At 53.1% G+C, this 21,813-nt stretch carries 20 protein-coding genes and 1 tRNA gene; 7 read left to right on the top strand and 14 right to left on the bottom strand.

Annotated features, from left to right (window positions below):
• Positions 1-76 precede the first annotated feature (76 nt).
• The gene (locus ACOSDR_RS03475; RefSeq protein ID WP_420724275.1) at positions 77-1,225 is read left to right on the top strand and encodes a DNA cytosine methyltransferase; all 1,149 of its coding nucleotides are present in this window, start codon (positions 77-79) and stop codon (positions 1,223-1,225) included.
• Positions 1,226-1,266: 41 nt separating this feature from the next.
• Complete coding sequence (locus ACOSDR_RS03470; protein ID WP_420724276.1) at positions 1,267-2,190, top strand: NotI family restriction endonuclease; 924 nt, start codon at positions 1,267-1,269, stop codon at positions 2,188-2,190.
• A gap of 127 nt (positions 2,191-2,317) precedes the next feature.
• Here the strand turns inward: ACOSDR_RS03470 and ACOSDR_RS03465 are convergent.
• From ACOSDR_RS03465 to ACOSDR_RS03445, 5 genes are all read right to left on the bottom strand, one after another.
• A tRNA-Asn gene (locus ACOSDR_RS03465) sits at positions 2,318-2,392 on the bottom strand.
• A 113-nt stretch (positions 2,393-2,505) separates the two neighbouring features.
• Positions 2,506-2,874 (bottom strand): helix-turn-helix domain-containing protein, encoded by a 369-nt coding sequence (locus ACOSDR_RS03460; protein WP_420730375.1) that lies wholly within the window; start codon positions 2,872-2,874, stop codon positions 2,506-2,508.
• 262 nt (positions 2,875-3,136) lie between these two features.
• The gene (locus tag ACOSDR_RS03455) at positions 3,137-3,811 is read right to left on the bottom strand and encodes a hypothetical protein (protein ID WP_420724278.1); all 675 of its coding nucleotides are present in this window, start codon (positions 3,809-3,811) and stop codon (positions 3,137-3,139) included.
• A 150-nt stretch (positions 3,812-3,961) separates the two neighbouring features.
• The gene (locus ACOSDR_RS03450) at positions 3,962-4,435 is read right to left on the bottom strand and encodes a DUF192 domain-containing protein (RefSeq protein ID WP_420730374.1); all 474 of its coding nucleotides are present in this window, start codon (positions 4,433-4,435) and stop codon (positions 3,962-3,964) included.
• Positions 4,436-4,492: 57 nt separating this feature from the next.
• A complete protein-coding gene (locus ACOSDR_RS03445; RefSeq protein WP_420730373.1) occupies positions 4,493-5,605 on the bottom strand; it encodes an acetoin utilization protein AcuC in 1,113 nt (370 codons plus the stop codon).
• Between the two features lie 171 nt (positions 5,606-5,776).
• Between ACOSDR_RS03445 and trmFO the strand changes: the two genes are divergently transcribed.
• Positions 5,777-7,120: a methylenetetrahydrofolate--tRNA-(uracil(54)-C(5))-methyltransferase (FADH(2)-oxidizing) TrmFO gene (gene trmFO, locus ACOSDR_RS03440; protein WP_420730372.1), complete on the top strand. Its 1,344-nt coding sequence runs from the start codon at positions 5,777-5,779 to the stop codon at positions 7,118-7,120.
• A gap of 88 nt (positions 7,121-7,208) precedes the next feature.
• On the opposite strand, the gene ACOSDR_RS03435 is transcribed toward trmFO, so the two are convergent.
• Both ACOSDR_RS03435 and ACOSDR_RS03430 read right to left on the bottom strand, forming a co-directional pair.
• Positions 7,209-8,087 carry a phytoene/squalene synthase family protein gene (locus tag ACOSDR_RS03435; RefSeq protein WP_420730371.1) on the bottom strand — a complete coding sequence of 293 codons (879 nt, stop codon included), beginning with the start codon at positions 8,085-8,087 and terminating at the stop codon, positions 7,209-7,211.
• Positions 8,087-9,061: a squalene/phytoene synthase family protein gene (locus ACOSDR_RS03430; RefSeq protein ID WP_420730370.1), complete on the bottom strand. Its 975-nt coding sequence runs from the start codon at positions 9,059-9,061 to the stop codon at positions 8,087-8,089. The genes ACOSDR_RS03435 and ACOSDR_RS03430 overlap by 1 nt, the downstream gene beginning before the upstream one ends.
• A gap of 154 nt (positions 9,062-9,215) precedes the next feature.
• Between ACOSDR_RS03430 and ACOSDR_RS03425 the strand changes: the two genes are divergently transcribed.
• Positions 9,216-10,721 (top strand): PAS domain-containing sensor histidine kinase, encoded by a 1,506-nt coding sequence (locus ACOSDR_RS03425; protein ID WP_420730368.1) that lies wholly within the window; start codon positions 9,216-9,218, stop codon positions 10,719-10,721.
• Between the two features lie 11 nt (positions 10,722-10,732).
• Here ACOSDR_RS03425 and ACOSDR_RS03420 read toward each other — a convergent pair whose 3' ends face one another.
• From ACOSDR_RS03420 to ACOSDR_RS03400, 5 genes are all read right to left on the bottom strand, one after another.
• Positions 10,733-12,982, bottom strand: a complete 2,250-nt coding sequence (locus ACOSDR_RS03420; RefSeq protein ID WP_420730367.1) for a TRAP transporter permease — start codon at positions 12,980-12,982, stop codon at positions 10,733-10,735.
• A gap of 148 nt (positions 12,983-13,130) precedes the next feature.
• Positions 13,131-14,114, bottom strand: coding sequence for a TAXI family TRAP transporter solute-binding subunit (locus ACOSDR_RS03415; RefSeq protein WP_420730366.1), 984 nt, complete (start codon positions 14,112-14,114; stop codon positions 13,131-13,133).
• A gap of 121 nt (positions 14,115-14,235) precedes the next feature.
• Positions 14,236-14,886 (bottom strand): flavin reductase family protein, encoded by a 651-nt coding sequence (locus tag ACOSDR_RS03410; RefSeq protein ID WP_420730365.1) that lies wholly within the window; start codon positions 14,884-14,886, stop codon positions 14,236-14,238.
• A 26-nt stretch (positions 14,887-14,912) separates the two neighbouring features.
• Positions 14,913-15,836 (bottom strand): fumarylacetoacetate hydrolase family protein, encoded by a 924-nt coding sequence (locus ACOSDR_RS03405; protein ID WP_420724288.1) that lies wholly within the window; start codon positions 15,834-15,836, stop codon positions 14,913-14,915.
• A 31-nt stretch (positions 15,837-15,867) separates the two neighbouring features.
• Complete coding sequence (locus tag ACOSDR_RS03400; RefSeq protein ID WP_420724289.1) at positions 15,868-16,992, bottom strand: cupin domain-containing protein; 1,125 nt, start codon at positions 16,990-16,992, stop codon at positions 15,868-15,870.
• A gap of 153 nt (positions 16,993-17,145) precedes the next feature.
• Between ACOSDR_RS03400 and ACOSDR_RS03395 the strand changes: the two genes are divergently transcribed.
• Together ACOSDR_RS03395 and ACOSDR_RS03390 are read left to right on the top strand one after the other, a co-directional pair.
• Positions 17,146-17,826 carry a GntR family transcriptional regulator gene (locus ACOSDR_RS03395; protein WP_420730364.1) on the top strand — a complete coding sequence of 227 codons (681 nt, stop codon included), beginning with the start codon at positions 17,146-17,148 and terminating at the stop codon, positions 17,824-17,826.
• Positions 17,827-17,893: 67 nt separating this feature from the next.
• The gene (locus ACOSDR_RS03390) at positions 17,894-18,772 is read left to right on the top strand and encodes a DUF547 domain-containing protein (RefSeq protein WP_420730363.1); all 879 of its coding nucleotides are present in this window, start codon (positions 17,894-17,896) and stop codon (positions 18,770-18,772) included.
• 19 nt (positions 18,773-18,791) lie between these two features.
• Here ACOSDR_RS03390 and mscL read toward each other — a convergent pair whose 3' ends face one another.
• Complete coding sequence (mscL, locus tag ACOSDR_RS03385) at positions 18,792-19,226, bottom strand: large conductance mechanosensitive channel protein MscL (RefSeq protein ID WP_420730483.1); 435 nt, start codon at positions 19,224-19,226, stop codon at positions 18,792-18,794.
• A gap of 258 nt (positions 19,227-19,484) precedes the next feature.
• On the opposite strand from mscL, the gene ACOSDR_RS03380 reads away from it, so the two are divergent.
• Positions 19,485-20,018: a hypothetical protein gene (locus tag ACOSDR_RS03380; RefSeq protein WP_420730362.1), complete on the top strand. Its 534-nt coding sequence runs from the start codon at positions 19,485-19,487 to the stop codon at positions 20,016-20,018.
• Between the two features lie 82 nt (positions 20,019-20,100).
• Here the strand turns inward: ACOSDR_RS03380 and ACOSDR_RS03375 are convergent, their stop codons facing one another.
• Positions 20,101-21,195 carry a GSU2403 family nucleotidyltransferase fold protein gene (locus ACOSDR_RS03375; protein ID WP_420730360.1) on the bottom strand — a complete coding sequence of 365 codons (1,095 nt, stop codon included), beginning with the start codon at positions 21,193-21,195 and terminating at the stop codon, positions 20,101-20,103.
• Between the last annotated feature and the right edge of the window lie 618 nt (positions 21,196-21,813).

The raw sequence follows: 21,813 nt of genomic DNA, 5'->3' as shown, positions 1-21,813 counted from the left end.
GTTCATTTTATGTTCTATTGTTTGGCATTAAGGACTACGATATCTAATTCAAAATTTCCGAGCCATGGAGAAACATATGAAAAAAACTGCCATCGACCTTTTCTGCGGTGCGGGTGGTCTTTCCGAAGGTTTTCGGCAAGCTGGTTTTCATATTCTTGCAGGCAATGACATTGATGAAAATGCTGGAAAAACTTATTCCATCACCCATTCTGATGCAAAGTTCTTGCTGGGTCCCATACAATCGATATCCGCCCAAGCTTTAATGAATGCTGCAGGTCTTTCTCCAGGGGAGCTTGATGTATTGATTGGTGGGCCGCCATGCCAGGCCTACTCAGTCTACAATCACCAAAGAGGCATGCACGATGAACGAGCAAATCTTTTCCGTGAATATCTTCGCATTGTTGAAGGCACTCAACCAAACTGGGTCGTGATGGAGAATGTTACAGGGATATCATCAATCGCCAATGGTGCCATAGTAGAAACTATAAAATCAGAATTTAATCGACTTGGTTATACCATGAACCACGCGGTCCTTAAGGCAGAAGAGTATGGGGTACCGCAAGAACGACGACGCATCTTTTTTATTGGAACTAAGACAGGAATGCCTATTAATTTTCCAATCAAAACACATGGATTAGAATTAATTCCCTTCACAAATATTTGGGATGCCATCGGGGATTTACCTTTCGTTGAGAATGGTAATATACCCGATAATGTCAATTATGCTTGCGATTCTAAATCATGGTATCAACGTTATCTTCGTGGCGATTGCTCCAAGGTATATAACCATGTTGCGCCAAAACTCGGCTCAATTAATCTAGAACGCATACGTCATATTCCCCAAGGTGGTTCATGGCGTGACATACCTTTTGAGCTCTTGCCGAATGGAATGAAAAGAGCAAAGCGTAGCGATCACACCAAGCGATACGGAAGAATGAAGACTGATGGGCTTTCATGCACCATTTTAACAAAGTGTGACATACATTGGGGTGCATATATACACCCCATTCAAAATCGCGCGATCACAGTAAGAGAAGCTGCGAGGCTCCAAAGTTTTCCTGACTGGTTTGAGTTTCAAGGTTCCAGGACAGATCAGTATGTTCAAGTTGGCAATGCCGTTCCCCCGCTCTTAGGAAGACGAGTTGCTGAAGCTTTGTTGGCGACCAACAGTGACGTTATCAAAGTTACGCGTCAGAATCATCATCTTGGTAATGCGGCAGCATAATCGGATTGAATCGTTCCTCTGTTTAAACGGTATAAGTGATAATGAAATCTAAAGTAAAGACAGGCTCTTCATATGGTATCGCAGAACTATATGGAGAAAGTTTTGTCACTGTATCAAATGAGCGCCGCAAACAATTATTAGGTCTTACTGAGCAACCCGATTGCCCACACCTTAAAAGTTACCAGGAACTTGCGCCAATACGTAAGGGGAAACCCTCAATACTATGCGGAAAAAAAGGAGGGGTTTGCTCGATAAGAAGTTTCACCCAAAAAATGGATAAACAAAGCTTTGGAGCAATTACCGCGACATGTCCGATTAGATTTTACCAAAATGGATTAGTTTTCAGGAAAATAGGTGAAGTCTTGTTGGGAAATGAAAATGCTAAAATTGCAAAAGAAATTCCATTCCTTATTCGTCCGTCAGAATCTAATAGTGACAACGAATTATCTCAAAGTGAGGACGTTGGTAGAATAGATATGGTACTTGTTGACAGTACGGATCATCATTTCAACTGGTGCGCCGTTGAGCTGCAAGCTGTGTATTTCTCTGGCGGCGCAATAAGCAAAGATTTTAAGAACATACAATCGCACCAAGGTTCTGATGTTCCAATGCCAGGGACCAATCGAAGACCAGATTTCCGGAGTTCTGGCCCCAAACGACTAATGCCACAACTTCAAATAAAAGTTCCCACTCTTCGTCGCTGGGGAAAAAAGATGGCTGTAGTGGTTGATCGCCCATTTTTTAACTCTCTGGGCGAAATGGATCATGCTCAACATGTAACAAACAGTGACATAATCTGGTTTATAGTCTCGTTCTCAGAAACGGATGGTTCCATTTATCCAAATATCGTTGTGGAAGAAGTTCGGTTCACCACACTGGAACGGGCTGTAGAGGGTTTAACTGCGGGCATCCCGACAACTCTTCCAACATTTGAAGAAAAAATACGAGAAAAGCTAGGGCGGTAGTTCTTCTGAATGGGACAACCTTTTGGCCGTTCAGATTTTTAACGGGCCGATAAAGATAGTGAATCCTGAAAATTTCTTACAGCACAAAAAAGGAAAGGGCCGCTTCCGAAGAAGCGGCCCTTTTTATTGGCTCCCGAGGTTCGATTCGAACGAACGACCGATCGGTTAACAGCCGATTGCTCTACCACTGAGCTACTCGGGATCAGCGATGCCGGTTGATAAAACCGCGCATCATATAAGTCAATTTCTTTTCACCATTTTTTTCAATCAGAATGATTTCATCTGACCGCGACGCCGCCAGATGGCGGAATTGCCTTACAGTTGATCCAGTTGCGCCTCGATATCAGAGACCAATTGAGACAATTCGTTAATTTTCATGCGGACGGATTGCAGTTGCGCCCGCGCCGCCGCAGCCGGATTTGTAGAATCGTCTGGTGCGAATTCCGCACTGCCATCCAACAGCCAATGGGCGCTGACACCCAGAATACCCGCCAATGTGATAATACGGTTGGATCGGGGATCCCGTTCTTCGGATTCCCATCCGGTAATGGTGTCGACTGTGACCCCCATCCGGTGGGCCAAGTCTTCCTGGGTCCAGCCCAGCGTTTCCCGTGCATCCGTAATACGCCGGCCTATTCCCAGATCAGTATCATTTCCGACAGGAACAGAGTCATACGCGTTCATTATACCCTCTCAATCTCAGTTGTTTTTTCTTGGGGCGCGAAAAGTCAGCGCCACGACCGTACGTCTGGATTATACGACAGGAACCCTATGGGTATCATTTCCCCTTGAGCTTTCTAAAAAGCCCAGTTCGCATTGACGTCAGACAGTGAATTAAGTCTGTGTTGCCCCAAAGCAACAGATCGCCCCTGACCATACCGGGCGCAAACCGATCCGTCCAGTGCAGGGCGCAAGAAATGATTTGTTTCACAGAATTGTAGGAAAATCAGCTCATGACTTCGAAGGCGGCCTGAGAATCGGTGCGCAACATGTTAACGATGCCTTCCCGATCATTGCTGGGCGATACGACATCCCCCAGGCTTTCACAGGTATACCCCAAACGCACAACATCGCGGATATAAATTACATCCGTCCGCCGGTTCCCTTCCTGCTCAACCCGGTTCATAAAACGACGAACATACAAATCTGTCGAAACGGGGCGACCAAGATCGAGCAGGCTGTCGATATAGACCTGAATTTCTGGCGGAATGTCACCCTTGGTCGTGTCCAGGCAGAACACTTGCGCATTATAGCTGCTGCGAGACAATTTCACCAAAGTGCCCGAGGATTCCTCAAAACTGTCATCGCGCGTCAATAGATGAATGGCAAGGAACTGTTCCGGCATTTCCGCAGAGCGTTCTTCGTACCACCAGACCGGCCCTGAAAACATACCCGGCGCGTCGATATAGCTATCGCCATCCTCAGATTGGGTAAATTCGTAGGATATGTTGATCCGTTCCGCCTCAGGCAACACAATGCCCAGCTCGTTCTGCAGTTCATACGTATTGCCTGCGATTTTTGGATAATACCGGGCCTCTTTGGGATTAACCTTGCATCCCGCCAGCCCCAGCGCGCCGACCATTATCGTCGCAAAAGTAATCGCCTTGCTGTATTTCACCATTTCATGCCCTCATGCCCAGACGCATCCCATCAAAACCGCTATCTATGTCTTATTACCCGTATTCGCGCCCAACATCTAGTGTTTCTATCGAAATCACCCTCAAATTACAGCAGTCAGACAATATGCAAGGGTCGGTACATGAATTGACTGTCAGGGGGTGCTAAAAATGGGATGTAAAACCCTATCCCCTGGTTTTATGCCCAATCGCGATACAGTGCCGCCCGGCAGTTCCAAAACGCCCCGCACGAAGCCTTTCGCGGATATCGGGTCCAGGGAATGCGGTCTGGCGCGTTCTTTCAGGTTTTTCACAATGCCAGTTCGATCAATAAACAGCATATCCAGGGGAATAAGCGTGTTCTTCATCCACATGCTGGCCTGGATATCGCGTTTGTAATCAAACAGCATACCGTGATCTGCGGCCAGTTTATCGCGAAACATCAGGCCCCGGGCCCGCTGTGCATGATCTGACGCAACCTCAACCGCAAATTCATGTTTTGCGCCATCTGACGTCACAATCGTCAGGGGACTGACCGGAAACGTCATATCCTGCGCGGGGGCGACACCCGGTATCGCGCCCAAAAGGCCAAGGCTCAGCGCCGCGTATAGAAAAAATCTTCGAAACATGATGCATTTCAATTACCGCGAAATGCATCACGGGGAAAGAGCTAGATCCGCTGCGTGTCAGCCTGTCGCATTCAGAACCGCCCGAACAGTTTCCCGAATGCTGTCACGAATGGATCCTGTATTTGGCGGGTCGATCAATTGATCAAACCATCTGGCCGGTGGTGATTTAGCCAGGCTGTGCCGCCAGTGCACACCCTTCAGGACATTCCGTGCTGCTTGGGGAAGCTCCATTTCCGTCCCGTCCCGCCCATCGATGGCAGCCCAGATCAAGGTCCAGGCCCGCGCGACGGCAAAGGGATTGTAGCCACCGCCGCCCAGCACAATGTGCCGTGGGGCCAGTCGCATCAATGCGGAAACCGCTACCGGATAGACATTATTGGACAATGACAATTTGGACATGGGGTCATCCGCCAACCCATCAACGCCACATTGGATAACAATCGCAGCGGGCTCAACATTCTGGACGATCGGCAGGATGGCTGTTTCCAGAATGTAATAGAATTCGTCATCCTGAAAGCCGGGTTCTACGGGAAAATTGATCACCGTTGGCCCCAGATCGTGATGCAACCCGCCGGTGCGCGGCCAACGCCCCGCCTCGTGGATCGATAGGGTGGTAACCCTTGGATCATGCTGGAATGCGATTTCCACCCCATCACCATGATGGGCGTCCAGATCGACATAAACCACAGGCGCAATACCAGCATCCAGTAAGGTCAGGATTCCCAGAACCGGATCATTTAAGAAGCAAAAGCCGCTGGCGCGATCCCGGCGGCCATGATGGGTGCCGCCTGCCGGACTGTGGACCGTCCCCCCGTCGCGAACCATGTGTGCCGCCAGAATGGAGGATCCGGCCGCGGTTGCAGGCCTGCGAAAAACTTCCGGATAGATCGGGTTACCGTTGCGCCCGATGTTCCAGCGATCCTTTTCCGCCTCCGTCAGATTCCCCTCTTCAGCCCGCAGCAACGCCGCGACATAATCCGGATCATGAAATCGATGTAACTGCTCCGGCGTTGCGATTGGCCCTTCAACAAAGCGATCCTCCGGGAACCATCCCATTGCCTTGATAAGATCAACCGCCAGTGAAACCCTTGGAATCGACAAAGGATGCTTCGCCCCATAGCGGGACGCGCGATAGATTTCGGAGGAAATGAGATGCGGGTATTGCAGCATAAATCATGAAGCTAGTCACACGTCAGGCGACGTCAATCTTCCTGATCAGGCGGGCCCGAACAAATCGTTTCCGCAAAGACGGTTTTCGCAGGCGAAATTTTCTGACATTACAGGGGCAATCAGGCCCGTTGAGCCTATGAGACTCGAAACTCTGACATTTGGATCGCCGCTATGACGTCAACACTTCGCCCGGTTCTTGTAATTGGTGGTGGCCTTGCTGGCAGCGAGGCCGCCTGGCAATTGGCCCAACGCGGGGTCCCTGTCACGCTGCAGGAAATGCGCCCGACCGCCAAGACCGCCGCGCATCAAACCGATGGCCTGGCGGAACTGGTCTGTTCAAACTCCTTCCGCTCTGATGATCCAGAGGGCAATGCCGTCGGTCTGTTGCATGAGGAGATGCGCCGTGCCGGATCCCTGATCCTGCAAATGGGCGATCTGGCAAAGGTTCCTGCCGGGGGCGCGCTGGCGGTAGACCGCGATGATTTTTCCAGACGCGTCACCCAGGCCCTGGAAAACCATCCCCTAGTTACCATCGCGCGGGGTGAGATAAATGCCCTTCCCGATCCAAGTGACTATGACAGCGTGATTGCGGCCACGGGTCCGCTGACCTCCTCTGCCCTGACGCAATCAATCCTATCGGTGACGGGAGAGGCGCAATTGGCATTCTTTGATGCGATTGCGCCCATCATTCACCGCGACAGCATCGATTTTGACAAGGCCTGGTTCCAGTCGCGCTATGACAAAGGCGACGGACAGGATTACATCAACTGTCCGATGACAGAAGATCAATACAATGACTTCATCGATAGGCTGCTGGCGGGCGACAAGACCGAGTTCAAGGAATGGGAGAAGGATACGCCGTATTTCGAGGCCTGCCTGCCCATCGAAGTGATGGCGGAACGCGGTCGTGAAACGCTGAGATTTGGCCCGATGAAACCCGTCGGGCTGACCAATCCAAAGACCGGAACCCGCGCCCATGCGGTGGTTCAGCTGCGCCAGGACAACAAGCTGGGCACGCTGTACAATATGGTCGGATTCCAGACAAAACTGAAATATGGTGCTCAGGCGGATATCTTTCGGGCTATTCCGGGGTTGGAAAATGCCGAATTCGCCAGATTGGGCGGCATTCATCGCAATACCTTCTTAAACAGCCCCAGACTGTTGGACCCGCTGTTGCGGCTAAAGGCGCGCCCGACGATCCGGTTTGCCGGTCAAATCACCGGGGTGGAAGGATATGTTGAATCCGCCAGTATCGGCCTTCTGGCCGGTCGGTTCGCGGCAGAGGAACGATTGGGCCAAACCGTAACCCCACCCCCGGTAACAACGGCGCTGGGGGCATTGCTGTCGCATATTACAGGCGGTGCGCAGGCAGAGACGTTCCAGCCGATGAATGTCAATTTCGGTCTGTTCCCAGGACTGGACGGGGACGATCACCGCAAAACCCGCAAACGCGGGCGTGATCGCAAGGCCGCTATTTCCGTCCGTGCCTTACAGGATCTGACGGGGTGGTTATAGCAGGTCCCGAGCAAATGGAACCGTTTGCGACGATCTATGTGCTGAAAATAAAAGTGGTTAAGAGCATCTCGTGCTTGCGCATGATGCTCTAAACCACCCGACCGAACAGGCTGGTGCCTAGCAAAGACCATGCGCGCCGCGCCGGGCCCAGCGTATTAATTTCCAGGTGATACGGATCATATCCGCCCTTCTGCAGCCGTTTGGCATACACGGCTGCCAGTCGCGCCGGGGCCAGGGCGGCCAGGCCTGATTTATCGGTTCTGGCCGCCCCTTTATGGACAGTTGGGAATTCCGCGCGGGCCTGATTGACCAGCCATTCCGTCCAGGCCCTGGACGCCGCCCCGACTTGTGCCAGCGCCACCTCTTTCGATAGGTCTGGATGGCGCGCCAGCCAGGTTGCGGGAATGGTATGGCGGCCCATCACGGAATGAACATGCAGACCGCGCACCAGACCGATCCAGGCCCAGGCCCGACCAGCGGCCCGCCCCGCCTGAAGCCCAATTGGCGTCAAATCGTCTTCGGGCACGGCACAGCGATAGGCCAATTCCCCAAGCGCGCCGCCTGATCCCTCGATATAGGCTTTCAGTTTTTCCTCATCCACCGGGGGGAAGTCGTCCAGGTCACGGGCCCGTGCGTCGATCACTTCCAGAAAACAGGCTTCGGGCAGGTTACTATCCAACATTGCCGTGGCCAGTGGATGGACGACCTGATGGCGCCTTGGATTGCCTGCCCGGCATTCCGCAACAGCATCACGCCACCATTGCAGTCGGATTTCACCAATCATCGGTTCCCGCACTGCTTCGCGGGTCTTGGAGACTTCGATGTTAAAGGCATAAAGGGCAAGCAGCCGCCACCGACCCGGCGTCGGACACAGCATCGCCGTGGCAAATCGATCAGCATCCGCATCGCGCACCAGATCCGCACAATAGGTTAAATCCGACACGCTGTCTGGTGGACCATCCTGCATCAGCCAACAATCCCCAATTTCTGTATCAATTTATCCCTAAGGCGCGCCGTCAGGCCCGTTCTGTCGACCAGGGGCGACGGATCCCGCAACAAACTGTCATGCAGATGTTCATAGATGGATAACAGCGACACCAGAATACGGGCCTCAACACCGCCCAATGTGGTCTTCAGATTGTCAGCCATTCTGCGTGCAGCGACCCGATGTTCCTGCGCCCGAGCGGCCAAATCCTGTAACAGCGGCAGGGCAGCCATTGGATCTGCAGAAACCTGCTGGCGTGTCAGATTATGGGCGACAAAGCATTCCTGGGGTATCGTGACCAATTGCCCGCCCCTGGCAAAATCCTTCGCAAAATCCCTTAAGATGTGAACCAGATAACAAAAGATCGCCATATCGCGGGCCTGCGCAGCCAGCACATCGGCAGGGATGCCCGCCTGAATGGTATCATCAGCCCCTATCCGTGCTTGCAGGACATACAGAAAAACAGCGGCAGGCGCGACAGTCGCCCCTTCGCAATAGGTCTTAAAATCCTGCCAGGAGTCTAAGGCCCTCTCGTCCACATCGAACTGCATCGCTGTCGCCAGATTATGCCAGGGATCTGAGGGTAAATCTCCGCCTCGTGCGGCCTGTCGCAGGGCCCGGCATAGCTGTGCCTCAATTGCAGGAATGCCCGATGTTTCCGGTGCACCGGAAATCGCCGCTTCGGAGGCCGTTAACCAGGCTGCAACCCGATCCCTGGCCGCAGAGCGCGTCCGGATTCTTTCTTCTTCAGATCGCGCCAGAAAATCATCATCGACAAAATCATCAATCACCCGCATGGTCGCATAAGCAGCCTCAAACAGCATTCGCTTTTCAGAAACCAGGGCGCGCCCGACAAACCACAGATTTGACGCACTGCGGCGTGTTACAGACGCCGCCAAGACATCGGGGGCTGGCAATGCATGTTCATTATTCAGATTGGGGATATCTGTGCTCATAGCGGCACTGAACGCGATCAATGCTGGCTTGGCAAGACTGCCGATTGCCGATCATCCCATAGTCCATTAGTTTGCTACGAAAGTTTACTGGGCCTGTAACATTATGACGGATTCAGATAAAGGCGCTCTCCTGCCGCAAGGCCGGGAGTCGGTGATGTTCAAAACCCTCCGTCAGATGATTGATCTTGCGGGGGTAGGCCTGTTTGAAACCACCGTTGATGGGCAATATCGTTTTGTAAATCTGTCTTTGGCTAAAATGCTGGGCTATGAATCCGCCATCCAGTTGATGACTGGAAACCGCACTTCCGGCAGTTACTATGCAGACCCAAAAGATCGAATCCGGTTCATGCGCCAGATTGAAAAGCATGGCGAAGTTCGGGGATTTTTGAGCGCCGCTAAACGTGTCGATGGATCTGTTATCTGGATAACGGAAAACGCGACCGCGTTACAAGACGCCAAGGGTGAAGTTACCGGTTATGTTGGGTCAATATCCGATGTGACCGAACTGGTGGAAACCCAGGCACGGTTGATTGAAACCGAGGCTGATTATCGCCGTATTTTTGAGCGTGTATCGGAAGGTATTTATCGCTCTTCCCTTGATGGCAAACAACTGCGCGCCAATCCCGCGTTGCAACGCTTGAACGGGTATGACAGCGAAGAAGAAACCTTGAAAAAGGTGCATGATATCGCGTCGGAATGGTATGTCGATCCAAACCGTCGGGAAGAATTCAAACGCCTGCTGGACGAAAATGACAGTGTTGAAAATTTCGAATCGGAAATCTATCGACACAAAACCCGCGAGCGTATCTGGATAACGGAAAATGCCTATGTGGTTCGCGACGAGGGTGGAAATCCCCTGTTCTATGAGGGGACCGTACAGGAAATAACCGCCCGCAAAGAGCATGAAAAACTACTGAAGGCCGCCAAGGAATCCGCAGAAGACGCCAATCGCGCCAAATCCCGGTTTCTGGCGAATATGAGCCATGAACTGCGCACGCCGCTGAACAGCATCATTGGATTTAGCGAGCTGATCCAAATGCAGCCACATGGTCCGATCGGATCCCCAAAATATTCGGAATATCTGGGGGATGTGCAAAAAAGCGCCCTGATGCTGTTACAATTGATCGATGACATCTTGGACATCGCCAAGTTGGATGCGGGAAAGATGCAAATCCAACATGAGCTATTAAATGTCGATGATCTGGTTCAGGATGCTATCACCATTCTGGCCCCCAAGGCCCGAAGTGGCGGACTGACTCTGCAAAAAGACGTTCCTGGCGATATTCCAGACCTTCTTGGCGACAGCCGACGCATCTGTCAGGTATTGGTAAACCTATTGTCCAATTCCGTGAAATATACGGATCCGGGCGGCACGGTAACCGTGGCCGCACGGCTGGACAGACCATGGCTAAGCCTGATTGTCGAAGATACCGGTGTCGGCATTCCCAAGGAAGATTTGGCGCGGGTTTTCATTCCCTTTGAGCAGTCAAGCTATGCCATAGGCAAGGCCAAAGACGGGACCGGATTGGGCCTGCCTCTGGCGCGGGAGCTTGTGGAACAGCATGGCGGTCAGATCACGCTGGAAAGCACTGTCGATGTCGGAACGACTGTGACGGTGCGCCTTCCAATGTTGCCCCCACCGGAAGATCCCGCGCCTTAGAAAGGCGGGTCCTAATCCGATCCGCGGACCGCAATCGTTGCGCCTGGCTTTGGTCGAAAGACCCGCTGCACAAAAATGACAGCAGCGGCAATGCCAATCCCAACCAAATCAGTATACAGCCCCCCTTCGATCATCGACAAAGCTGCAATGACCAACGCGATGCGCAGGAACCAGACGGCACGGCTGCCAAAGAACCAGCCCTGCACCCCTGCCGACAGCAGATAGACCCCAACAATCGCAGTCACGGCTGCCCGCAAAATCTCCAGTGTTTCCCCCTCCATCAGAATGGCGGAGTTATAGAAGAACATGAACGGCACGATGAACGCGGATATCCCGATCTTGAAGGACGCGACCGATGTCTCCATCGGATTGGCACCCGATATTCCCGCCGCGGCATAGGATGCCAGCGCGACCGGTGGCGTGATTGCAGAGACCACGGCGAAGTAGAAAACAAAGAAATGCGCCGTCAGCATCGGGATTCCCAATTCAACCAGCCCCGGTGCCACCACTGAGGCCGCCACAGCATAGGCCGCCGTGGTTGGCATGCCCATGCCTAACAGAATGGCAATACACATGGCAAAGAACAGGGCGAGCAATTGCGATGCTTCCGCAAGACCCAGCAGAAGGTTGGAGAATCGCGCCCCGACGCCCGTCAGGGAAATTACGCCAACAATGATCCCGGCACAGGCACAGACCGCAATGATCTGAATGGACATCAGCCCCGCCAGATTAAAGGCCTTTAGAATGGATTTTGGTCCCATTCTGTACGGTGTTAGCCAACTTACCACTGCTGCCGCCGCAATCGCCAATGTTCCGGCGCGGATCACGGAATAGCCCTGAAACAGGGCATAAATCAGAATAATGATCGGTATGAACAGGAAAACCTGCCGCATCATCTTGGCCAGCTTTGGCAATTCCTCTGAGCGCATACCGCGCATGCCCAACTTTGCGGCCTCAAAGTCGACCATGAAATAGATAGAAACGAAATACAGGATGGACGGAATAATCGCGGCAATCGCGATCTCAGTATAAGGAATACCGGTGATTTCCGCCATGATGAAGGCCCCTGCCCCCATGATCGGCGGCATGATCTGGCCGCCTGTGGAGGCTGCGGCTTCGATCGCGCCGGCGGTCTTTTTGTGATACCCGACCTTCTTCATCAGGGGAATTGTCAGGGACCCTGTTGCCACAACATTACCGGCCGATGTGCCGTTGATCATCCCCATCAGGCCGGAGGCGAAGATCGCAACCTTTGCCGGTCCGCCGCGCGCACGCCCGGCCAATGCAAAAGCGAAATTGACGAAATAATCGCCGACTTTCGAGGCCTGCAAAAACGCCGCAAAGATGATGAACAGGATGATATAGGTCGATGAAACCGCCGTCGTCGGCCCCAGAATACCCGCATCCGTATAGACCTGACTGAAGAACCGCTCCCACGCGATGGGGGGAGAATTCAGGAATCCTGGCAGATACTGACCAACGAAGACATAAATCAGGAAAATCACCGAAATCACAACCAGGGCCAATCCGGCAACCCGGCGCGTCAATTCCATGATCAACAGCACACCGGCAACTGCAGAAATGGATATCCCGATCGGCGCGAACGGTGTGCCGGTGGAATTGCGCATCAGTGTGTCATAGATCGTGATCAGATAAAATGCGACGGCAATCCCGCAGACCGTCAATACAATATCAGGCAGTGTATAGCCGCTGCGCACGCGACGATGAAACCAGGAAATGACAATCGAGCCGACTGTCGCGATCATCAGGGGCAGTCCGAACAACCAGGTTTCATTGAACTTGATCGTTGCATCCATGCCATTCCACATGACGCCATTTGAGATCTGGAAGGCGAAATACGCTGCCATCCCGGTCGCCATTAAGGAAAGCGCCAGCAACAGATAAGTCACATAACCAAGCGTCTTTGTTTCCTCTGATGGATCTTCGGCAAATTTGGCCCCTGAAAACAAAAGAAATCCCAAAGCCAATGCACCGGCGACGTGAACGATCCGGAAATTCCAGGTTTCCATAGGGAATGTCGGTAAAAACGGCAGATTGATTAGGTCCGATGTCATGCCGGATACGGAAAAACCATTTAGCGCCAGAATATGAAACAACGAGTAGAGAACCGTCAGGCTGCTCATCAACAACAGGCCGCGCCCTTCGAACAGGCGGCGATTGCCCTCAACCGGTTCCTCATCCACACCATCGGCGTGAATTGGCATGATTTCATCGGTGTCGTCGGATTTATCGTTGCTCATTATCTGCCCCTTTAGCCTTTATGGCGCAGTTCATAGCGCCATCCCTGTTTTTTTATAGTGCCATAGTCTCAGAACGATTGCACAAAATGAAGGCCGCACCCGATCAATCGGATGCGGCCAATCATCATTTCAAACCACAGGCGTCGTCTTACATGCTGCCGTGGATCATGTCTTTGGGAATGGATGCGCCATTCTCATTGAACCACTTTGCTGCACCCGGATGCCAGGGCAGGAAGGTGTTCTTGTCCCAGTTTTCAACAACGGTTGACCGGGCTGCCTTGTGAATATTGACCATGCGGGCATTGTCCGACATGACAACCTTGGTTGCCTCGTAAACAAAAGATTCCGGCAGGTCGCAATTGGCAACGGCAAAGTTCCACATGGACACCGAACGCGCCGGCTCCTTCAGCGTGGTATAGGTATCAGCCTTGATTTGGAAATTGGAAACCGGATAGGCCTCCATGATTTTGGCCTGTTCTTCTTCCGTGAACTCGATGATGTTCACTTCGGTCTGAACTTCCAACTGGCTGACCGCAGGAACAGGCACACCGGCTGCAAAGGCAATCACGTCCAACAGGCCATCCTGAAGTTGCCCGCCCAGATCAGACCAGCCCCCATTGCGGCGTTCAAATTTCACGCCCAGGGTTTCCAGCATTTTCGGGAAATAGGTATCAGAGGTCGATCCAGCCGGACCAAACCCGATTTTCGCACCCTCTGGAATATCAGCAACAGAGGTGATACCCGATGATTTCAGCGTCGTGATTGAAAACGGCGTTTGATACATGGGGAACATCGCGCAGGCATTGGTCATTTTCAGACCAGGCGCAATCGGGTTCGTGCCGTCCAGGGATTCCCGCGCCGGACCCATTGTGGTCATGCCGAAAGCGGCATCGCCGGTATGGACCAGTGCCATATTCTGCATCGGCCCACCGGTGACTTCGCCACCGCCAGAAATGCCCAGCTCTTCGGCCACCAGATTTGCCCAGCCAGAGCCATAGGCAAAGTAAGTTCCACCCTGAGACGCTGTGCCTACGGTAAAGCTGTCAGGCCAGCCGGTGCGATCTTGTGCAAAGGCACCCGTTGCGGAAAGGGCAACAATGGTTGCCGCGCCGATAATCTTTGAAATTTTCATGAATGACTCTCCCTGTTTCGATTGGTTGGGGCTAATTTTGCCATAACCCCTTTGGTTACCCAACCTCGTACATAAATCAAAACGAGAGAGATTCAAGCGATTCCGCGCATTGCAGATCAAATTACTCTTTTTTGTCCAAGCCTGATTTTTCGATCCAATCGGCATAGCTGGGACGGTCTAATTGAAAACTGTCCTGCGTTCGGGTGTACCAGCCACTGCCATGTAGCCGCCCGATCATTCCCAAGGCAGGCGTGTCAATATACCCCTTATCAGCATCCAGAATATAGGCATCATCGATGCGTATGCCCAGAACCCGCCCGATGGCAATGACTTGCCCCGGTCCAGTCACGACCGTTGTATGGGTTACGCATTCGAATGAAACCGGCGATTCAGCAATTTGGGGGGGCGTCACATGCAGGGATGGGCGTGCTGTCAGGCCAGCTGCAGAAAGCTCGCTAACGTCACTTGGCGCATCCATTGAGGTGATGTTCATCTGTTTCGCCAAGGATTCAGGCACCAGATTGACCACGAATTCCCCCCTGCTCATTATATTCGCCGCCGTATCTTTGAATCCCTTCTTTGGATCCCGAAGAAGCCCGACCACCACCGTTGCAGGATTGCTGCCCATGGCATTAAAGAAGCTGTAGGGGGCGGCGTTCACCACCCCCTGCTCCGACAAAGAGGTCACCCAGGCAATGGGCCTTGGCGTGATGGTCGATGTCATCAGCTTATAGGCGATCTGCGGATCGATCTGTGCGACATCGAAATCCATGCTGATTGCTCCCCTTGCCTTGAACCCTAGTCTTCCGCGCTGATCGCAACGACCGGATGGCGGATCTTGCCGATCCCTTCGACGCAGGCAACAACGACATCGCCTGGCCACAGCCATTCCTGTGGTGTCCGCCCTGCCCCGACGCCTTCCGGCGTGCCTGTTGCGATGATATCGCCTGGCTCCAGCGTCATGCCCATGGAAATGTCAGAAATCAGGGTCGGGATTTTAAACAGCATGTGGCGGGTGTTGGACCGTTGCTTTTCCACCCCATTGACGGTCAGCCACAAATCCAGCCCTTGCGGATCGTCGACTTCATCCGCGGTGACAATGCAGGGCCCGAACGGTGCGAAGGTATCCTGACCCTTGGAATAGATCCACTGACCCGCACGACGGTTATCCCGCGCGCTGATATCAATCATGACGCTGTACCCGAACACATGGGACATGGCGGTATCCTCGCCAACCTTGCGGGCGGTGCGCCCGATGATGACGGCCAGTTCAACCTCCCAATCCAATTGCTGGGTTAGGGCCTTGTTGTGCTCAATGGCGGCACCGGGACCGATCACGGTCGTCGGCGGTTTGGAAAAGATCACTGGCTGGGTCGGCAGGTCCTTGGACGTATCCAGGGATTTACTGGATTCCGCAACATGTTCGACATAATTCAGACCGATGCCAAAAATATTCTTTCGCGGGCGGGGAATGGGGGCCAACAGGGTCACATTCTCAATTGGCAATGCGCTTCCAATCGGCCAGCGTCCATCGGCTTCCACCAGGGCATCTTCAACCGCAGCCAGGCCAGCCGGCCCTAAATCAATCAGGTCCAGCATGGATGTCGGGAATTCCTCCCCAAATGCTGCGCCCAGCAAGCCGACATCAATCACCTGATCGGATTTCACAACACCCAAACGGGCCGATGCTTCAACCGAAGCACGGAAGGTAACAAGTTTCATAACACACCCTTTTCGTCAGATTATCTGGGGATCAGGCGGATAGCGGCTGGTTGCCGCCATTATCGCCAAACGCTTCTTCGCGATACAGGCCCAGGGCCTTCATCACGGGTAAATCGTTGAAACAGAACAGACAGGCATCCTCTCTGTCCGATGCATTGGCATGTTCATGCCAGGCCCAGGAGGGGACACAGAAGATGTCGCGCTCCTGCCAATCAAATCGCTGACCGTTTATGATCGAATGCCCGCTGCCCTTGGCCACTTGATACAGATAGCTGCCGGTATGGCGATGTGCCTTCGTCGCCTCGCCAGGTCGCAGCATCTGCATACTGGCTCCAATGGTTTGCATGACCGGGCCAGCAGTCACAGGGTTGATATAGTTCATCATCACGCCATCGAACGGGGACCCATCCGTCGTCGCCGCATATCGGCTCAACGCCTCATAGGTTGGTTCCCATTCGTATTTGAACATCGGGGAATAGGCCTTTTCCCAAGCGCCGCCTACCGGGGTCAGGCCGGGATTGCCCCAGGTCTTGGTCATATCATCCACGGCATAGCCCACAGCTTGACCTAGATCCGGATGCACCTGATAGAAATTTGCTTCCATCGCATTCACGAAGGGGATATCCAAACCATCCTGCCAGATACAGGGGCTGCCCCCTTCGTCCACGCCATGTTCGTGCCAGGTGCCATTGGGGGTGAGGACAAAATCATTGCGCCCCAGGGTCATCTTGTGCCCATCAACGATGGTATAGGCCCCGCTGCCTTCCATGATGAAGCGCAGGGCGGAGGCGGAATGGCGATGCGCAGAGGCCCGTTCGCCCGGATGCATGACTTGCAGACCGGAATACAGCCACCCTACCGCCGCAGCAACATCGGTGCGGCCCGGATTATTCAGATAGATCACGCGACGCCCAGCCTTTTCCGGTGTTACCAGATCAACCGACCGCATCACATGGTCGCGCAGGTCATTATACCGCCACAGCATGGGAACAGAGGAGGACTGCGGCTCCCACGGTTCAATCTTGTTGGCAACCGTCCACAAGGCCCCAGCATTCAGGTCATCCAATTCATCGTAATAGGCCAATAGCTCCGGCGTATCATCGACATTGGCCCGTCCGGCCACATCTTCCTGATAGTTCTGGCGGGTTGCTGGCATCACACACATCCTTCCTGCACAAGCGGGGTGGCACTCAATGACCCGTAGTGTGGCCTGTCATATTTTCGATGTAAATAAAGATTTTCGAAAATATTGCCATAATGAAAAAATCAGGCTAGAAGAAAGTACTGAGAAACAACAGTAATCGAAGTCATGACACTGGCAGAACAAGCCTATCAGCAGGTCCGATGGGATATCATCAGCGGTGCCCTGCCCCCCAATCAACCGCTGCGGCTTGAGCAGTTGAAACAGCGCTATGGCGTCGGGTTCTCCCCGATACGGGAGGCCTTGAACCGGCTGCAAAGCGACCGGTTGGTGGTCAATGTCGCGCTGCGCGGTTTCACCGTTGCCCCGATATCCATTGCCGAAATGTGGGACGCCATCGAAAGCCGCTGCCTGATTGAAGGCGACGCCCTGCGCCGGTCCATCGACAAGGGCGACGATGCCTGGGAGGCGCAAGTTGTTGCCGCCTATCATGCCCTGATGCTGAAGGCGAAAAGCGTCTCAACCCTGCCGCGCCCGGTAAACGATGCGGATCTGCGCGCCCTGGAAGAGCGCCACCATGCCTTTCATCGCGCCTTGATCGCGGGGTGTCAGTCCCAGTGGCTGCTGGATTTTGCCGATAAGTTATATGTCGAGACAGAGCGCTATCGCTTCCCGAACCTGCGGGATTCCAGCCCACTGCCGGACCGGGATATCGGCAATGAACACCAGGTCCTGATGACCACGGTCCTGGCGCGGGATGCCGATAAGGCAACAGAGCTGTTACAGGCGCATTATCGCAGCACCGGGCGAATTCTGGCAGACTTGATCGGCCCCCTCACCGCAGTGTGATTTGCCCCCCAGGCCAATCGCCCCATATCCGCCCCCAACAGCAATCTGTTTCAGGGTCGGAACTCCAATGGTGCGATGGGCGCGCAGAATTCAGTCTGGCAAGCATGACGTGACGCGCCGCCTGTTCAACGGGCTGGCGCTGGGTTGCGGCGTCACTTTCATGGCGGGATTTGGCGGGCTTTCCCGCGCATTAGCCCCCGGCGCCAAGCGTTGGGACCGATGGCAGGCGCACGCCCCCGCATCGACACGCGCGATTGATCACAGCGCATGGAGTGACCTTCTGAACAGGTTTGTGGTCGTGCAGCCCGGCGTTAATCTGGTGCGCTATGGCGATTTTGACGAGGCCGCCACGCAACAATTGGATGACTATCTGACCCTGTTGCACGCGGTGCCTGTCAGCAGCCTGAACCGGGACCAGCAATTTACCTTCTGGGTCAATCTGTATAATGCCCAGACCGTGCGGACGGTGCTGGATCACATGCCGGTATCGTCTATTCAGGACATCAACATCTCGCCAGGCCTGTTCGCCACCGGCCCCTGGGGTGCGGACCTGATGCGCGTTGAGGACCAGGACCTTTCTCTAAATGATATCGAACACCGCATCCTGCGGCCCATCTGGCAGGACCCTCGCATTCACTATGCCGTCAATTGCGCCTCCATCGGCTGCCCGGATTTACAGCCACGGGCCTTTATAGCCGATACTCTGGAACAGCAACTGAATGGGGCCGCAGAAGCCTTCGTGAATTCAGAAAGAGCCATTCAGATCGACGGTGATCGCCTGATCCTGTCCAGCCTTTATGATTGGTTCTACGAAGATTTCGGCGGGACCGACGCATCCTTGCTGGACCATCTCAAGCTCTACGCCGCCCCCACCCTGAAAGCCCGCCTGGACGGGTTCAGTGCCATCTCAGACGACCGGTATGACTGGTCCCTGAACGCCGCCTGAACCCTGTCCAGAGGCACTTTTAGAGATCAGATGTACAATGCGCGCATTTGGTTGCTTTGATTGGCACGCTGGACAAGCACAGGGGACAATCCTTTGTCGTCGGATCTGCCGGTGGCGGGGCCTTTTTCAGCCGGTTCATCTGTTTGACTACAATGAAGATCGCGAAGGCGACGATGATGAAGTTCAAGACATTGTTCAGGAACAGCCCAACATTAATCGTCGCCGCCCCGGCTTCCTGAGCCAGCGCCAGGGTGGCATAGGTCTGGTCGGACAGGTTGATAAAGATTTCGCTGAAATCCACGCCGCCCAACAGCATGCCCAGCGGCGGCATAACGACATCCTGCACCAGGGATGCGACGATCTTGCCGAACGCCGCCCCAAGGATCACGCCGACAGCCAGGTCAATGACATTACCCCGCATCGCAAATTCTTTAAATTCCTTCAGCATTGCTATTCTTCCCTTTCAAGCAACACGCTGCGCCCCCAGACTCGCCCTGAGCGCCAGACACATAGGAAAAACCCTATAAAAAACTCTCCCCCAATTCGCTGAATCGGGCAATTGTTTTGGCATCCCTTATTCTCTGCACCCAACTGGCACTCAGATTCGTTTTTGACAGGATTGAAACCATACTTTATTTGTGGATTTGTATCTTCGTCTATCCATTTGCTGATGCAAACAGATTCGGCGTCACGATCCGCAAAAGGCGCGCGTATGAACACAATCGTTAAGAATACGCTGAAACACTATCACCAATCCGCCTGCGGTAATCTTCTGGTCGGGCACTTGCATAATTCCGGGTCCAGTTTCTACGCGATCCGTACCGAATACAGAGATCAGGACCGATTCCCCGGCGCCTATCTATTAATGCTCAGCACAGAACTGGACGACATTGACCCCCCTTACCTGTTCAAGCCGGCCTATGAATTTCCAATGGTGATTGATCTGGGCAAGGACTGGACCTTTGACATTCAGGTCAATGAACAATTGCCCTTTCTGCCGGTCACCCATCGCCCGCCGCTTGTGCTGAAGGATGGATGCTTCTACCTGCCCCTGCATAATGATGATGTGTCGTATAACTGCGCCACGGGCCAGATCGAAATCGGCACCCTGACCCAGACCATGGAAGATGCCAGCTACATGGTATCGCGCAGCCTCTACAGCATCTCCATCCCAAATCCCCAGACGCCCAACAAACGAACCCCGGTCTTCCACTGGCCCGAAACCAAACTGGAGCCGGTTTCTTAGCGGGACGGGCAACACATGTTTTTATTGTCAATCGTATTAAACGGTTTCAGAGAATAACCCTATCTTTTCAGATCTGATCGGATCAACCTTCCGATAGACGAAACCCATCAAGATCTTCGCCAATAGAAGCCAATGCCTGCTGCAGGATCGTCACGCTTGTGTCGCGATTTTTCTTCGGCATCATTTTAAGGCCCTTATCGATAGCGGCGCGCCATGCTGGACCTCTGTGCCAGGCTTCTGTCAGCGCTTCCGCCAACTCATCCAGGCGATGGGTCACATCCAATGCTTTAATCAGAAGGCTCGCCTGAAGAATATCTTTCTCTCTCTTCGCGGCACCCGCCGCATCTGATCTTCTGCGGGATGCCACAATCAACTTATGGATCGCGAATCGTTCCGGTGAGGGAACGGTGACGGGGACACCGGATCGATGCAACATCACTGTGCGAACGGGTTCATGGATCAGGAAATCCAGAAACCTGAGCGGTTGCGCGGCCGCTCCACCCAGCGCAGGCATTGGGGTTGCCTGATCCAGATATTCATCTGACCCTCGGTTGGGCGTTAAAAACTCTATTCTGTAGCGGGTGGCATTCTCGAATTGTGTTGAATGCTTCGGGTCAGATAGATGCGGAACGGGTCGAAAACTCGGATCGACGCTATGCAGAATATCCATTACCGGTGGCAAACTCTCTTCGATAGAAGAAGACACAGAATAATGCTGTGCGAAATCCGCATCGCCGGTCTGAAGCGCCGCACCCGGTAATTTGACGCCCAGATATCCCGCATAGGTTTGAAAGGCAACGGTCCCGATCAGGACAGCACGAAGACGGAATATCCCGGCAGTTCCCATAGCGTCCACAATATCGCCCGTAAAGCGGTTTGGGGCGGCCAACCCGGCCTCGCGGGTCAGCGTTGACACCAGTTTTCGCAAGGCCCGTTTATCCTGCTTTACCTCTTTGTGGGCCTCGACCCGCTGTGTAATCTCAGGATCCTCCGCAGGTCCGACATATTTTCGCGTTTTTTTTGGCCTGGTAACCTCAAAATACCAGTAATCCCTGCCCTTCACCGGAACCCGGACAAAGTTTCCCTCAATTGAAAACTCAGTTTCAAATGTTGCATCCAGACATCTTTGCACCAATTCGGCAAACATCGTGCGGTATGCAAGATCAATCGTTTTCACGAAACTAACCCCAGCTATAAGAATTTCGCATTTTTCTTATAACGATATTTTGCCCTTACGGCAAGGCCCCGACTTTGTTTGAGATATAGAGATGATTACAATCAGAAGGAAAAAGAGAACCGGATGCAGCACGAACGCAGAAGCGCACGCAACACCCTAGAAACAATGCCCCATAAATTCCCAAAATAGAAACTGCTAAGTCATTGAAAAAAGTGGCGACCCCTACGGCATTCGAACTAATCTTTTATTTTCAATCGCTTTGGAAAAAATCTTATACCACGATTGTATAACTGTTCCTAGCGGTTCAACCTTTTTGAACCAATGATAAAGAGGCTCGATTAGCGTTTTCTAAAGGAGGAAGATTTACGCAACTTAACAGTAGACTTTATAAGGATAGGTTATGTAAGAATTCAATTTAGGATATAATTACGCTTAAGAGTTTCCGCCATGCCTGTATGCCCAAACTGCAGACGAACCGTTCCAAAAAGCGAGATGGTAAGGACCGATGTAATGCGCGGCTACAATGGAAGGCGGCACAAAGGTAGCCTCTTGATGTGCGATAGCTGTAGCCGTTCAGTATCAGACAACAACAAGATTATATCTGTTATTGCGCTAGTA

Source organism: Hwanghaeella sp. 1Z406 (genome assembly GCF_048892425.1).
GTDB lineage: Bacteria > Pseudomonadota > Alphaproteobacteria > UBA8366 > Aestuariispiraceae > Pacificispira.
This window is presented reverse-complemented; position numbering and strand designations above follow the sequence as displayed.

Bases quoted from the DNA above. Each gene is read 5' to 3' on its own strand.
- ACOSDR_RS03475 (WP_420724275.1), top strand. From the start codon at position 77: ATGAAAAAAACTGCCATCGACCTTTTCTGCGGTGCGGGTGGTCTTTCC.
- ACOSDR_RS03470 (WP_420724276.1), top strand. From the start codon at position 1,267: ATGAAATCTAAAGTAAAGACAGGCTCTTCATATGGTATCGCAGAACTA.
- ACOSDR_RS03460 (WP_420730375.1), bottom strand. From the start codon at position 2,874: ATGAACGCGTATGACTCTGTTCCTGTCGGAAATGATACTGATCTGGGA.
- ACOSDR_RS03455 (WP_420724278.1), bottom strand. From the start codon at position 3,811: ATGGTGAAATACAGCAAGGCGATTACTTTTGCGACGATAATGGTCGGC.
- ACOSDR_RS03450 (WP_420730374.1), bottom strand. From the start codon at position 4,435: ATGTTTCGAAGATTTTTTCTATACGCGGCGCTGAGCCTTGGCCTTTTG.
- ACOSDR_RS03445 (WP_420730373.1), bottom strand. From the start codon at position 5,605: ATGCTGCAATACCCGCATCTCATTTCCTCCGAAATCTATCGCGCGTCC.
- trmFO (WP_420730372.1), top strand. From the start codon at position 5,777: ATGACGTCAACACTTCGCCCGGTTCTTGTAATTGGTGGTGGCCTTGCT.
- ACOSDR_RS03435 (WP_420730371.1), bottom strand. From the start codon at position 8,087: ATGCAGGATGGTCCACCAGACAGCGTGTCGGATTTAACCTATTGTGCG.
- ACOSDR_RS03430 (WP_420730370.1), bottom strand. From the start codon at position 9,061: ATGAGCACAGATATCCCCAATCTGAATAATGAACATGCATTGCCAGCC.
- ACOSDR_RS03425 (WP_420730368.1), top strand. From the start codon at position 9,216: ATGTTCAAAACCCTCCGTCAGATGATTGATCTTGCGGGGGTAGGCCTG.
- ACOSDR_RS03420 (WP_420730367.1), bottom strand. From the start codon at position 12,982: ATGAGCAACGATAAATCCGACGACACCGATGAAATCATGCCAATTCAC.
- ACOSDR_RS03415 (WP_420730366.1), bottom strand. From the start codon at position 14,114: ATGAAAATTTCAAAGATTATCGGCGCGGCAACCATTGTTGCCCTTTCC.
- ACOSDR_RS03410 (WP_420730365.1), bottom strand. From the start codon at position 14,886: ATGGATTTCGATGTCGCACAGATCGATCCGCAGATCGCCTATAAGCTG.
- ACOSDR_RS03405 (WP_420724288.1), bottom strand. From the start codon at position 15,836: ATGAAACTTGTTACCTTCCGTGCTTCGGTTGAAGCATCGGCCCGTTTG.
- ACOSDR_RS03400 (WP_420724289.1), bottom strand. From the start codon at position 16,992: ATGCCAGCAACCCGCCAGAACTATCAGGAAGATGTGGCCGGACGGGCC.
- ACOSDR_RS03395 (WP_420730364.1), top strand. From the start codon at position 17,146: ATGACACTGGCAGAACAAGCCTATCAGCAGGTCCGATGGGATATCATC.
- ACOSDR_RS03390 (WP_420730363.1), top strand. From the start codon at position 17,894: ATGGTGCGATGGGCGCGCAGAATTCAGTCTGGCAAGCATGACGTGACG.
- ACOSDR_RS03380 (WP_420730362.1), top strand. From the start codon at position 19,485: ATGAACACAATCGTTAAGAATACGCTGAAACACTATCACCAATCCGCC.